The organism is Rhizobium sp. N621, from assembly GCF_001664325.1.
Lineage (GTDB): Bacteria > Pseudomonadota > Alphaproteobacteria > Rhizobiales > Rhizobiaceae > Rhizobium > Rhizobium esperanzae.
In genome coordinates, this window is the sequence record NZ_CP013495.1 from 1,325,516 (window position 1) to 1,337,519 (window position 12,004).

Annotated in this window: 13 protein-coding genes and 2 pseudogenes; 12 read left to right on the plus strand and 3 right to left on the minus strand. The window is 63.3% G+C overall.

Features of this window, described 5'->3' with window-relative positions:
• Positions 1 to 38 precede the first annotated feature (38 nt).
• Both AMK00_RS06515 and AMK00_RS06520 read left to right on the plus strand, forming a co-directional pair.
• On the plus strand, positions 39 to 1,442 hold the full coding sequence (locus tag AMK00_RS06515) for an aminotransferase-like domain-containing protein (RefSeq protein WP_064809933.1): 1,404 nt from the start codon (positions 39 to 41) through the stop codon (positions 1,440 to 1,442).
• Between the two features lie 193 nt (positions 1,443 to 1,635).
• A complete protein-coding gene (locus tag AMK00_RS06520; protein WP_064801332.1) occupies positions 1,636 to 2,004 on the plus strand; it encodes a DUF983 domain-containing protein in 369 nt (122 codons plus the stop codon).
• Between the two features lie 2 nt (positions 2,005 to 2,006).
• On the opposite strand, the gene AMK00_RS06525 is transcribed toward AMK00_RS06520, so the two are convergent.
• The gene (locus AMK00_RS06525; RefSeq protein WP_064809934.1) at positions 2,007 to 2,897 is read right to left on the minus strand and encodes a LysR family transcriptional regulator; all 891 of its coding nucleotides are present in this window, start codon (positions 2,895 to 2,897) and stop codon (positions 2,007 to 2,009) included.
• Positions 2,898 to 3,029: 132 nt separating this feature from the next.
• On the opposite strand from AMK00_RS06525, the gene AMK00_RS06530 reads away from it, so the two are divergent.
• From AMK00_RS06530 to AMK00_RS06545, 4 genes and pseudogenes are all read left to right on the plus strand, one after another.
• Complete coding sequence (locus tag AMK00_RS06530) at positions 3,030 to 3,641, plus strand: glutathione S-transferase family protein (RefSeq protein ID WP_064809935.1); 612 nt, start codon at positions 3,030 to 3,032, stop codon at positions 3,639 to 3,641.
• A 58-nt stretch (positions 3,642 to 3,699) separates the two neighbouring features.
• Positions 3,700 to 4,632, plus strand: coding sequence for a pyridoxamine 5'-phosphate oxidase family protein (locus tag AMK00_RS06535; protein ID WP_064806040.1), 933 nt, complete (start codon positions 3,700 to 3,702; stop codon positions 4,630 to 4,632).
• Between the two features lie 78 nt (positions 4,633 to 4,710).
• Positions 4,711 to 5,171, plus strand: a pseudogene (locus AMK00_RS06540) (nuclear transport factor 2 family protein).
• A 20-nt stretch (positions 5,172 to 5,191) separates the two neighbouring features.
• Positions 5,192 to 5,752, plus strand: coding sequence for a TetR/AcrR family transcriptional regulator (locus tag AMK00_RS06545; RefSeq protein WP_064809936.1), 561 nt, complete (start codon positions 5,192 to 5,194; stop codon positions 5,750 to 5,752).
• 9 nt (positions 5,753 to 5,761) lie between these two features.
• On the opposite strand, the gene AMK00_RS32450 is transcribed toward AMK00_RS06545, so the two are convergent.
• Positions 5,762 to 5,923, minus strand: coding sequence for a hypothetical protein (locus tag AMK00_RS32450; protein WP_164517771.1), 162 nt, complete (start codon positions 5,921 to 5,923; stop codon positions 5,762 to 5,764).
• A gap of 157 nt (positions 5,924 to 6,080) precedes the next feature.
• Between AMK00_RS32450 and AMK00_RS06550 the strand changes: the two are divergent.
• Positions 6,081 to 6,775 (plus strand): annotated as a pseudogene (locus AMK00_RS06550) (hypothetical protein).
• A 13-nt stretch (positions 6,776 to 6,788) separates the two neighbouring features.
• Positions 6,789 to 7,094, plus strand: coding sequence for a Dabb family protein (locus AMK00_RS06555; RefSeq protein ID WP_064801342.1), 306 nt, complete (start codon positions 6,789 to 6,791; stop codon positions 7,092 to 7,094).
• Between the two features lie 259 nt (positions 7,095 to 7,353).
• Here the strand turns inward: AMK00_RS06555 and AMK00_RS06560 are convergent, their stop codons facing one another.
• Positions 7,354 to 8,577 carry an MFS transporter gene (locus tag AMK00_RS06560; protein WP_064809938.1) on the minus strand — a complete coding sequence of 408 codons (1,224 nt, stop codon included), beginning with the start codon at positions 8,575 to 8,577 and terminating at the stop codon, positions 7,354 to 7,356.
• Positions 8,578 to 9,090: 513 nt separating this feature from the next.
• On the opposite strand from AMK00_RS06560, the gene AMK00_RS06565 reads away from it, so the two are divergent.
• From AMK00_RS06565 to AMK00_RS06580, 4 genes are all read left to right on the plus strand, one after another.
• Positions 9,091 to 9,339 (plus strand): hypothetical protein, encoded by a 249-nt coding sequence (locus AMK00_RS06565; RefSeq protein ID WP_011424624.1) that lies wholly within the window; start codon positions 9,091 to 9,093, stop codon positions 9,337 to 9,339.
• Positions 9,340 to 9,392: 53 nt separating this feature from the next.
• Entirely contained in the window at positions 9,393 to 10,064 is a 672-nt protein-coding gene (locus AMK00_RS06570) for a response regulator transcription factor (RefSeq protein WP_064682001.1), read from the plus strand.
• Entirely contained in the window at positions 10,054 to 11,457 is a 1,404-nt protein-coding gene (locus tag AMK00_RS06575; protein ID WP_064801348.1) for a sensor histidine kinase, read from the plus strand. The genes AMK00_RS06570 and AMK00_RS06575 overlap by 11 nt, the downstream gene beginning before the upstream one ends.
• Before the next feature lie 119 nt (positions 11,458 to 11,576).
• Positions 11,577 to 12,002, plus strand: coding sequence for a hypothetical protein (locus tag AMK00_RS06580; protein WP_064801350.1), 426 nt, complete (start codon positions 11,577 to 11,579; stop codon positions 12,000 to 12,002).
• The last annotated feature ends 2 nt before the right edge of the window (positions 12,003 to 12,004 follow it).

The window sequence follows — 12,004 nt, forward strand, 5'->3', positions numbered from 1 at the left end:
ACGGTCAATCCAGGAATCAGACGTGCACGGATCACGACATGAAGGACTGGCATCCCGATCTCAGCCGCAGCAGCAGCCCGCGTTACATGGCGATCGCCGATCTGATCGAAATGGATCTGCGCAGCGGTCACCTGGCGGCAGGTGACCGGCTGCCGCCGCAGCGCGAACTCGCCAAACGGCTGAACGTCGATTTCACCACGGTGGCGAGAGGTTATGTCGAGGCGCAGAAGCGCGGCTTGGTGGATTCCCATGTCGGCCGAGGCACCTTCGTCACCGGCGCTGCGGTCAGGCAGCGCCAGGATTTGAGCGCCGATGCCGCGCCCGATCCCCGCCGTGCATCGGTTGTCGACTTCTCGATGAACCTGCCGCCGGAACCGGACGATCCGGAATTGATCGCCCGCATGCGTGAGGGCATGTCGGCGGTGGCGGCGAGCCTGGTCCCGCTTCTTCGTTATCAAGGCTTCGGCGGCGCCGGCATGGACAAGGAGGCCGCCGCCGCCTGGCTCGGCCGCCGCGGTCTCACGCCTTCGCAGGAGCGGATCTTCGTCACGCCGGGCGCCCATCCGGCCCTGCTGGCGATCTTCGGCCTGCTGGCAAAGCCCGGCGAGACCGTGCTTTCGGAAATCGTCACCTATCCCGGCATGCGCTCGATCGCAGCCCAGTTGCGGCTTAATCTTGCCGGCCTGCCGATGGATGGGGACGGGATCAGGCCGGATGCTTTGGCCAGTGCCTGCGAGCGGTTGAAGCCGAAGGCGCTCTACCTCAATCCGACGCTGCAGAACCCGACGACGCTGACGATTTCGTCTGGTCGCCGTGAGGAAATCGCAGCCGTCGCCCGCAAATATCATCTGCCGATCATCGAGGACGATGCCTACGGCTTCATCCCGCCGGAAGGGCCCGCGCCGCTTGCGGCAACGGCGCCCGATCTGACTTGGTATATTGGCGGCCTGGCGAAATGCCTCGGCGCCGGCCTGCGCCTTGCTTATGTGGTGGCTCCCGACACCAGGGCAGTGTGGCCCTTCGTCAGCGCCATGCGCGCCAACACCGTCATGGCTTCGCCGTTGAATATGGCGCTCGCCACCCGCTGGATCGAGGACGGCACGGCCGATGCGATCCTGCGGTTCATCCGCGCCGAGGCCGGCGCCCGCCAGCAGATGGTCGCCGCCATCCTGCCCGCCGGCAGCTACCGCGCCGATCCGATCAGCTTCAATATCTGGCTGCCGCTGAGCAACGGCTGGACCCGTTCCACCTTCGGCAGCCATATGCATTCCTCCGGCATCGGCGTGGTGGCAAGCGATGCCTTCGCGGTCGAGGGCGCCGCACCCGAGGCAGTCCGGGTCTGCCTCGGCGGTCCGATCGCACGGGCGAAGTTGCAGGGCGCATTGGAGTTCATGGCCCATGCGCTCGAGGGTCCGCCGGAAATGGCGAGTTCGTTCTTCTGATCCGCCGACGTCGCGGCTGGGCCTGCCAGGCGGGGCCGTCCTCGAATGGATTTGCGACATCTGCGACCGGTCCTTGACCGGCGGACTTCTGCGGCAATCTGACAGATTGATTGGCGTCTCCCATATAATGTATCTATATTGAATGCATACATTGCGCGGCATTGAATGAGCCGCAAGATAGGACGACATCGTCATGGACACCGAATACCCCCCGCTTCCTCCGATGCAGACCGGCATCAGGGGACGCTGCCCGCGCTGCGGCCAAGGCCATATGTTCAAAGGCTTCCTGACGCTGCAGCCGCAATGCGAGGCCTGCGGCCTCGATTATTCCTTCGCCGACCCGGCTGACGGCCCGGCCTTCTTCGTCATCTGCTTCGCCTGCATCCCGAGCGTGTTGCTCGGCGTCTGGCTGGAGGTGGCATTCTCGGCGCCGATTTGGGTGCAGCTTCTCGTCACCGGCCCCTTCATGCTCGCGACCTGCATTCCGCCGCTCAGGCCGCTGAAAGGATGGCTGGTCGCCAGCCAGTATTTCTACAAGGCGGAAGAGGGCAGGCTTGCCTGACGCTATTTCAGCGTTGCGCGCAGGCGCGGGGTTGCGAAATCGATGAGGGCGCGCAGTTTCAGCGGCACCAGCCCCTGCGAGGGATAGACGAGATGCACCGGCGCCGGTTGCGGTTCGAAATCAGCAAGCAGCGGCACCAGCAGGCCTGCCTTCTCGGCGCGGGCGGCCTGATAGGAGAGCACGCGGGTGATGCCGAGGCCGGCGACGGCGGCATCTACGGCCGCCTCGGCGGTGTTGACGGCAAGCCGTGAGCGGATCGGCACGACGAGGTCGCGTTTGCCCTCGACGAATGTCCAGCTTCGCGTCGAGGCCATGCCCTCGAAGGTGATGCAGTCATGCGCGGAAAGATCGCTGGGGTGGCGGATTGCGCTTTGGGCAACATAATCCGGGCTTGCATAGACCGTGCGGCGGATGGCGCCGAGCCTTGTGGCGATCAGGTTGCTGTCGGCCAGATTGCCGATCCTGAGCGCCAGGTCGATATGATCCTCGACGAGGTTTGCCAGCCGGTCGCCGAGCATCAGCCGCAGATTGATATCGGGATAGGCCTTCAGGAAGTCCACCGCGACGGGCAGGACATGCAGCCGCCCGAAGACGATCGGCGCCGTCATCGTCAGCTCACCCTTCGGTGCGCTGTATTCGCCGGCCGCCGTCCGCTCCGCCTCTTCCACCCGGTCGAGAATCTCCCGCGCCGCCTCGACATAGGCGCGGCCGGCCTCCGTCAGCGTGATCTTCCGGTTGCTGCGTTGCAAAAGCCGGGCGCCGAGATGTGCTTCGAGTTCCGAAACCTTGCGGCTGACGGTGGCAAGCGGCGAGTGCAGATGCCGTGAGGCGGCCGAGAGGCTGCCTTGTTCGACGACGGTGAGAAGCACGGTCATGGCTTCGAGGCGGTCCATCCTATCCTACCATAAACTGGAAATCCGTCTCTCAGATTAGCATTCTACTGCATCTCTGTGGAAGGCCGTAGATTCACTGCCGATGGTTCCGAGCAGCCATCGCCAATCGCCTTCGTTCGCAGAGGAGCCATCATGAAACTCTACCATCACCCGCTGTCTGGCCATTCGCATCGCGCCCATCTTTTCCTGTCGCTGCTTGGTGTGCCCTATGAACTGGTCGAGGTCGACCTGGCGGCAGGCGCCCACAAGGCGCCGGATTTCGTCAAGCTCAATCGCTTCGGCCAAGTGCCGGTTCTCGATGATGATGGCACCGTCATTGCCGATTCCTCCGCCATCCTCGTCTATCTCGCGCGCAAATACGGCCGCTCCGATTGGCTGCCGGAGGACGCGGTTGCGGCGGCGCGGATACAGAAATGGCTGTCGGTCGCCGCGGGCGAGATCGCCTACGGACCGTGTGCGGCCCGCCTGGTCACCGTCTTCGGCGCCGATTTCCGCACAGAGGAGGTGATTGCCCGGGCGCACCGCATCCTTGCACTGCTCGAGGCGGAGCTCGGCGCCCGCAGCTTCCTGCTCGGCGACAGGCCGACCATCGCCGATATCGCGCTTTACAGCTACATCGCCAATGCGCCCGAGGGCAATGTCGATATTTCGGCCTATCCGAGCGTCCGCGCATGGCTAGCGCGTGTCGAGGCGCTGCCGGGTTTCGTCGGCTTTCGCAAGACGAAGATCGGCCTTGCCGCATGATGAACCGCCGGGGCTGAGCACAGTCCCGGCTTCCCGATAATCCCGCAAGGAGGCCATGATGCTGAACGAGACAGGACAGGATGCCGCATCGCCCTGGCATGAGGGCGAACTTGCCATGCAGCGCAGTATCGGCGTCGTCGAACGCATGGACGGGCCGGGGCGCAATTTCATCCGCAAGGCCATGCCCGAACAGCACCGCGCCTTCTTCCCGATGCTGCCTTTCGTCGTGCTCGGCGCGGTCGATGCCAAGGGCGATGTCTGGGCGACGATGCGGGCGGGACGGCCGGGATTCATGTCCTCGCCGGTGCCGGAGGCTCTCGACGTCGATCTGCGGCGCGATCCGGACGATCCTGCCGATGCCGGCATGGAAGATGGAGACGCGATTGCGCTGCTCGGCATCCAGCTCGAGACCCGCAGGCGCAATCGGCTGAACGGCGTCATCCGCAGGACGGATGCCGAGGCTTTCCGCCTGCGGGTCGGCCAGAGCTTCGGCAACTGCCCGCAATATATCCAGCCGCGCGCGGCCGCCTTTGCCCGCGATCCCGATAAACCCACCGCGATGCGGCCGGTTCACTCCGTCATCCTCGACGACCGGGCGAGGCGCGTGGTCGAGGGCGCCGATACGTTTTTCGTTGCCTCCTATGTCGATCGTGATAATGGCGAGCGGCAGGTCGATGTCTCTCATCGCGGCGGCAATGCCGGCTTCGTGCGGCTCGGCGCCGATGGTGTGCTGACCATCCCCGATTTTCCCGGCAACCGGTTCTTCAACACGCTCGGCAATCTTCTCGTCAATCCGAAGGCCGGCCTGGTCTTCGTCGATTTTGAAACCGGTGACATGCTGCAGATGACCGGAAGAGCTGAAATATTGCTGTCTTCGCCTGAGATCGCCAGCTTTGAAAGGGCCGAAAGACTCTGGCGTTTTACCCCTGAAAACACAGTGTTTCGCCCTGATGCCCTGCCGTTGCGCTGGAGCCGCAATCTCGGCCTCTGAGAAAATACCTCATCGTCCCGCTTGCAGATCTTTGTACTGGTCAGTACAAAGAAGACAGATCAGTACAAGGAGAAGACCATGTCCGGCCTCGTCCCGCCGTTCACTCTCGAGACTGCCACCCGGAAGGTTCGGCTTGCCGAGGACGGCTGGAACAGCCGTGACCCTGAGCGCGTCTCGCTCGTCTATACGCCGGACAGCCGCTGGCGCAACCGCGCCGAATTCATCACCGGCCGCAGCGAGATCGTCGCTTTCCTCACCCGCAAATGGGCCAAGGAACTGGATTACCGGCTGATCAAGGAGATCTGGGCCTTTACCGATAATCGCATCGCCGTGCGCTTTGCCTATGAATGGCACGATGACAGCGGCAACTGGTTTCGCTCCTACGGCAATGAGAATTGGGAATTCGACGCCACCGGCTTGATGCAGCGCCGTTTTGCCTGCATCAACGATCTGCCGATCCGGGAAACGGAGCGCAAATATCGCTGGCCGCTCGGCCGGCGGCCTGACGACATCCCGGCCTGACCGAGCTCGGCCTCTAGAATAGGATGAACTTGGGCCGGTGAGGACCGTCTATGAACGCGCCGATATCGTACCGCTGCTCGCGGAAATCTTCCGCGAGCTCGGCTATGAGGGCGCCACGCTCAGCCGCATCACCGAACGTACCGGCATCGGCAAGGGCAGCCTTTATCACTTCTTCCCCGGCGGCAAGGAGGAGATGGCCGGCGCTGTGCTCGCCGATATCGATGCCTGGTTCGAACAGGCGATCTATCGGCCGCTGAGGAATGACGACGCCCGTCAGGCGATTGCGGCGATGTGGGTCAATGTCAATGACTACTTCCGCGCCGGCGGCCGCATCTGCCTTGTCGGCGCCTTCGCGCTCGATGACACCCGCGCGCGGTTTTCGTCGGAGATCGCGGATTATTTCATCCGCTGGATCGAGGCGTTGAGTTCGGCGCTGATGCGGGCTGGCTGTGCTGAGACGGAGGCGCAGACGCTCGCTGAGGAAGGCGTCTGCGGCATTCAAGGCGCGTTGGTGCTGTCGCGCGCACTCGGAGATGGAAAGGTCTTCACTCGGTCGCTCGAAGCGCTGGCGAACCGGCTTGAGGCTGAAACACGATGAGGTCAGGCCTTACATCCGCGCCGCCTTGCCTGTATCAATCAGCGCTGCTGTTGAGGCTGCCGGTGCCGGGCGGGTATTCTCGCGCTCAAGGCGAATCTGGCGCCACTCATTTTCCATCTGGTCGACGACATGCTGGGGAATGGTGGTCTGCGTGTTGGCGGGCGTCTGCATCGGAAGTCTCCTCTTGTGGTGGTAAGGCTTCAGGGCGTGAAAAATGCATTGCACAAGACAAAAGGCGTGTAAATCAGGGGCTTAGACACTTCAAACGATTAAGTTTATTTTAATCGATTAAGACCGTTTTAACCACAAGGCCTACGGGAAGCGCGGAATGGTTGTTCACATGAACCGGGTATTCTTTTTTGACGCTGTACGGCGCGAGCTCTTCAGGGGAGAGCTGACTCATCCTCAGGTAGTGGGGATGACGGCGATTCTCGACGCCTGGGAAAAGCGGTCTGCGCCGACCGACCGCCGATGGCTGGCCTATATCCTCGCAACCGCCTATCATGAGACCGCCTATACGATGCAGCCGGTGCGCGAGACACTGGCTGAAAGCGATGTGCGCGCGGCCGAGATCCTGGAGGCAGCCTTTGCCGCAGGCCGGCTCTCCTGGGTGAAGACGCCCTACTGGCGGCCGGACGAGGATGGCCGCTGCTGGCTCGGGCGCGGACTGGTGCAGCTCACCCATAAGCGGAATTACGAGGCAATGAGCGCGCTGACAGGCATCGATCTGGTTGCCGATCCCGATCGGGCGATGGGAATGGAGGCGGCGGTGACGATCCTGATCGAAGGCATGCTGCAGGGCAGCTTTACCGGCCACAAACTCGCCGATCACCTGAATGCGACGACCGAGGATTGGGTCAACGCGCGCCGCATCGTCAACGGTACCGACCGGGCGGAAAAGCTCGCGGGTTACGCCATGGCCTTCCATGCGGCACTGCGTCCGGATGCCGCGCAGGGCGGGCCGCGCAGTTGAAGGCCCACGCCGCGCGTGTTATCGCGCGGGCCACCCCCTCTGGAATCTGACAGGAGCTTCCGCGTGATCCGCCATATCGTCTTCTTCACCGTGCAGGAGGAACATCTGGAGGAGGTGAGGGCGGGACTTTCGATCCTGACCGCCATTCCATACGCGCGCCTGTTGGAAATCGGCTCCAATGTGAAGACCGATCAGCTGGGCACCGAGATCGATCTTGTGGTCTATGGCGAATTCGACGATGAGGCGGCTCTCGCTGCTTATAAGGCGCACCCCGATTACCAGCGTTCGATCGAGCGCGTGCGCCCGCTTCGGGAAAAGCGCATCGCCGCCGATTACGACAGCCGCACGGCCGTGACGCGGCCGCTCTGACGCCGGCCATCCTCCGGTAGCCGCGCTTGGGGCATGGGGAAATCGCCTTTTTTTCAGAGAGATGAGCGATTTTTCGGATTTAGGTCGTTGCGACACGGATCGACCTTCTGAGACACCGGAATCACTTTTCGAGAAACCCGCCGCAAGGGACTCAAAAGACTCGCCGATCACGACGGATCATGGCTCGTCGGAACAGCTGCAGCGGCCTGAAGATGTTGATCGAGAGATATTCGGAACCGCTGACGTCCAGGCCCGAGCCTCACGAAACGACCGGGCTCGGCTCCGGTGCCCCGGCGTCCCGCACCAGCGCCATCAGCATCAGCACGAGAGTGAGCGCCAATGCTGAGAAAACGGCGCAGGCGAGCAGCGCCGGACCGGTGCCGGCGCGATCTAGAATGGCGGTGAAGACGACCGGAGCGATGGCATTGGCGAGGTTCTGCGGTAGTGACAGCCGGGCCGAATGCAGGCCGAATTCGCTCGGTGAGAACAGCGCCAGCGGTAGCAGGGCCCGGGCGACGGCCATGACGCCCGAGCCGAAGCCGTAGAGCAGGATGAAGGTGACGAGGACCGGCGTCGATGGGCCGGCTGTCAGCATGATCAGAAAGCTGATTACCGTCAGGCTGATGCCCGTGACGGCGCTGAGGATGGGGTTGCCGCGGCGGCCGAGCAGCATGTCGAGGAAACGGGCCGAGATGCCGAGGACGCCGCGCGCCGAGCCGAGCTGCAGCGCGAGCGCCGGTGAAGCCCCGGACTGGCGGAAGATTTCGAGCAGCGATGGGGCGATGCCGAAGGTGACGAAGGTCGAGATCGTTGTCACCGCGGCAATCAGCAGGAAAGCCTTGCGCCGAGCCGTCTTCGACAATGGCACCGGCGGAATCTCCGCCGCGCTGCTCTCGGCATGCGTCACGATCGGCTTCGGCAGAGCGAAAAGATGCAGCGGCAGGCAGACGAAGAATTGCAGCGCCGCGCAGAAAACAAAGGTGAGCCGCCAGCCGACCGCCTCGTTGAGCAGGCTGAGGATCGGCCAGAAGATGGTGCTCGATAGCCCGGTGAACAGCATGAGGATGGCGATGACGCGTTTGCCGTTTATCCCTTCGCGTTCGACGACGGCGGTATAGGCCGGTGCCGAGAGACCCAATGCGCCGCCGATGCCGATGACGAGCCAGGCGGCGGCGTAGAGCAGAATGCCGTTTGCCACCGCCAGCAGAGAGAGGCCGAGCGCGAAGATCAGCGAGGCGGCCGAAAGCACCCGGGCGGCGCCATAGCGGCCGAGCCAACGGCCGGTCGTCGGGCCGGCAATGGCGCTGACCACCATCATGATCGTCAGGCCGGCAAAGATAACCTCGTTCGCCACGCCGAGAGCCGGTGCCACGGCGCGGCCCATGACGCCGAGCATGTCGAACGTCGTGCCCCAGCCGATCAGCTGGGTAGCGGCAAGCACGGTGACCGTCTGCGCCGAACGGAAGCGGAAGGAATTTGGCATTGGGGCTGAAAAGGCTCTGAAATGCGAGGCCAGCAAGGGATAGCAGTTTCAACCAGCCGGCGAAAGCCGCGATCGGCAATTCCGCTATGCCTGACGCCTGCGTTTTTCTCGAACGGATGAAAAGATGAGCGAACGACATGAGAGAGCGGTACAATTTGAGGACGACCCGCTGCGCCCTGATGCGTGCCGCTGTCGGCCGGCCTGACGTAATTGCTGTTCGGCGCGAATCAGAACGACACGGCCAAACGATGACCGCGGTGGGATCACCCCGGATTCGCATGCTTGCCGGAGGAGCTGGCCAGCATCCGGATTCCAGCGGCGGGACGCCTTGTCTCCAGGCGCAAGGCGGACCGCCGGCACTTGTGGCGGCCGCCGATTCCAAGGGCTGAAATCGATTGCCCCAAACAGTCGAGAACGGTTCTAAATGCCCTGTATTACAGCGCATTCATTTGCCATTCAGGTCGCTTGAGTACATATTCGCAGCAAGTTGGAATTACCTTGAAAGCGTAAGACATGGCCTTTCCTCTGAGCGTCGCAGTAGTGGCCGCCGGACTGGTGGTATCGGCGCCCTCACCGGACGGCGCAGGCACCCTCGTCCTGCGCGTGGCTGGCGATTGCAGCGCCGCCGCAGCCCAGGTCGTCGAACAGACGGGCGGGCAACTCCTGTCCGTGCAACCGGTGGGCGATAGCTGCATCATTACCGTTCTCGTGTCGGGCAATGGCCAGCGTCCACGCAAGGTGACGGTAAAGGTTCCGATGTAAGCGGAATCGGTCTATTCAATCACGATCGATTTAAAGTGGACGAAGGCGGACCGATGCGCATCCTGGTAATCGAAGACGACGTCAATCTGAACCGGCAGCTGACCGACACGCTGAAGGAGGCGGGTTATGTCGTCGACCAGGCGTTCGATGGCGAAGAGGGCCATTTCCTCGGCGACACCGAACCCTATGACGCCATTATCCTCGATATCGGCCTGCCGGAGATGGACGGTGTGACCGTGCTGGAAAAATGGCGCGGCGCCGGCCGCGGCATGCCGGTTCTGATCCTGACGGCGCGCGACCGCTGGAGCGACAAGGTCGCCGGCATCGATGCCGGCGCCGACGATTACGTCACCAAGCCTTTTCATGTCGAGGAAGTGCTGGCGCGCATCCGGGCGCTGATCCGCCGCGCCGCCGGGCATGCCTCCTCCGAGATCGTCTGCGGGCCGGTGCGGCTCGATACCAAATCCTCGAAGGCGACGGTCAACGGTACGGCGCTGAAGCTGACCTCGCATGAATATCGCCTGCTCGCCTATCTCATGCATCACATGGGCGAGGTCGTCTCGCGCACGGAGCTGGTCGAGCACATGTATGACCAGGATTTCGACCGCGATTCCAACACCATCGAGGTCTTTGTCGGCCGCCTGCGCAAAAAGATGGGCGTCGACCTGATCGAAACGGTGCGCGGTCTCGGCTACCGCATCCAAGCGCCGAAACATGCGAATTAAGTCGCTCACCGCACGCGTGCTGCTGCTGACCACGGTCTGGTCGACGGTGGCCCTGGTGGTGATCGGCCTGCTGATCTCGACGCTCTATCGCAAGAGCGCAGAACGCGGTTTCCAGGATCTGCTGCGCGCGCAGCTCTATAACGTCATCAATTCCGTGACGATCGGCGATCAGGGGGCGTTGAGCGGCAGCCCGCAGCTCGGTGATCTGCGTTTCGCTCAGCCGAAGACCGGCTGGTACTGGGTGGTGGAGCCGCTCGGCACCTATACGACTGCGCCGCTGGTCTCCCCCTCGCTCGGCTCGGCGCTCATTCCGGTACCCTCCGTCGTCGAGGCGCCTTTCGACAAGAATTACGAGCGCTACTACCAGGTGATGGATGCCTCCGGGAACCGCGTGCAGGTGGCCGAGACCGAAGTGGTGCTCGACACCGACGGGCGCGCGGCGCGCTTCCGCGTCACCGGCAATGTCGACGTCGTCGAGGACGATGTCCGCACCTTTTCCCACAGCCTCTATCTGGCGCTCGCCGGTTTCGGCGTCGGCAGCCTGATCGTCAATGCGCTGGCGATCCTCTACGGCCTGAAGCCGCTCGACAAGGCGCGTGCCGCATTGGAGCGCATCCGCGCCGGCGAGAGCGAGCAGCTGAAAGGTGACTTCCCGCGCGAGATCCTGCCGCTCGCCAACGAGGTCAATGCGCTGATCGATAGCAATCGCCGCATCGTCGAGCGGGCGCGCATGCAGGTCGGCAACCTGGCGCATTCGCTGAAAACGCCGATCGCCGTTCTGCTCAACGAGGCGCGGGTGCTGGAAAAATCCCATGGCGAACTGGTGCGCAGCCAGGCGGAATCGATGCAGGGGCAGGTGCAGTCCTATCTCAACCGGGCCCGCATCGCCGCCCAGCGCGAATCCGTGCTGGCCCGCACCGATGCCGAACCGGCGCTGGAGCGGCTGGTGCGCGTCATGCGCCGGCTGAACGTTGATACCGAATTCGATCTTGTCGTCTCGCCGCCGCATCTTGCCGTCGCCATGGAACAGCAGGATCTCGAGGAAACCGTCGGCAATCTCCTGGAAAATGCGGCGCGTTTCGCTAAGAGCAGGGTGCGGCTTTCGGCCGTCGAGGCCGGCGAGGACGTGAAAGGGGCGGAGGCGAGCGCCCGCCGGCGCTGGGTGGAGCTTGCCGTCGAGGATGACGGGCCCGGCCTTGAGCCCGACCAGATCCGCGAGGCGCTGAAGCGTGGCCGCAGGCTCGATGAAAGCAAGCCGGGAACCGGGCTCGGCCTTTCGATCGTCACCGAGATTTCCAACGAATATCAGGGAAGGCTTGAGCTCTCCCGCGGCGAATGGGGCGGCCTGAAGGCGAAGCTTATCCTGCCAGGCGTCACAAAGGATGTTGCATGACCAACTGCTTGATGTCACAAGGATAGTGGCAAACGTATAGCATGCTTTGCCATAATGCTGACACGGGGACGCTGCACTTCGATCGGCTTGAATTTGACCTCTGATCGCGGTTCGACGCAATGATTCTACGCTCGCAAGGCATGATGGTTTCCATCCTTCTTATCGCCGTCGCGCTCACCGGCTGCACGACGACGAAGGGTGCCGCTTCGCGCGGCATTTTTTCGAGCAAACCCTCCGCGTCGGCCGCGTTCATCACCGCGCTCCAGGGCGGCATCGTCGGCCGCAGCGGCGTGAGCTTGAGCGACAGCAACAAGCAGCGGGCGCTCGAGGCGGAATATCGGGCGCTGGAAGGAGCGGCGGTCGGCCAGCCGGTAGTCTGGAGCGGCAAGGACGTCACAGGCAAGGTCGTGGCGGCCGCGCCCTATCAGGTCGGCTCGCAGAATTGCCGGCAATATACCCATACGCTGACCGTCGACGGCAAGGAAACCGTGGCGCGGGGTGCAGCCTGCCGCAACGAAGACGGCAGTTGGTCGCCGCTCGGCTGAGA

Bases quoted from the DNA above. Each gene is read 5' to 3' on its own strand.
- AMK00_RS06515 (WP_064809933.1), top strand. From the start codon at position 39: ATGAAGGACTGGCATCCCGATCTCAGCCGCAGCAGCAGCCCGCGTTAC.
- AMK00_RS06520 (WP_064801332.1), top strand. From the start codon at position 1,636: ATGGACACCGAATACCCCCCGCTTCCTCCGATGCAGACCGGCATCAGG.
- AMK00_RS06525 (WP_064809934.1), bottom strand. From the start codon at position 2,897: ATGGACCGCCTCGAAGCCATGACCGTGCTTCTCACCGTCGTCGAACAA.
- AMK00_RS06530 (WP_064809935.1), top strand. From the start codon at position 3,030: ATGAAACTCTACCATCACCCGCTGTCTGGCCATTCGCATCGCGCCCAT.
- AMK00_RS06535 (WP_064806040.1), top strand. From the start codon at position 3,700: ATGCTGAACGAGACAGGACAGGATGCCGCATCGCCCTGGCATGAGGGC.
- AMK00_RS32450 (WP_164517771.1), bottom strand. From the start codon at position 5,923: ATGCAGACGCCCGCCAACACGCAGACCACCATTCCCCAGCATGTCGTC.
- AMK00_RS06560 (WP_064809938.1), bottom strand. From the start codon at position 8,577: ATGCCAAATTCCTTCCGCTTCCGTTCGGCGCAGACGGTCACCGTGCTT.
- AMK00_RS06565 (WP_011424624.1), top strand. From the start codon at position 9,091: ATGGCCTTTCCTCTGAGCGTCGCAGTAGTGGCCGCCGGACTGGTGGTA.
- AMK00_RS06570 (WP_064682001.1), top strand. From the start codon at position 9,393: ATGCGCATCCTGGTAATCGAAGACGACGTCAATCTGAACCGGCAGCTG.
- AMK00_RS06575 (WP_064801348.1), top strand. From the start codon at position 10,054: ATGCGAATTAAGTCGCTCACCGCACGCGTGCTGCTGCTGACCACGGTC.
- AMK00_RS06580 (WP_064801350.1), top strand. From the start codon at position 11,577: ATGATTCTACGCTCGCAAGGCATGATGGTTTCCATCCTTCTTATCGCC.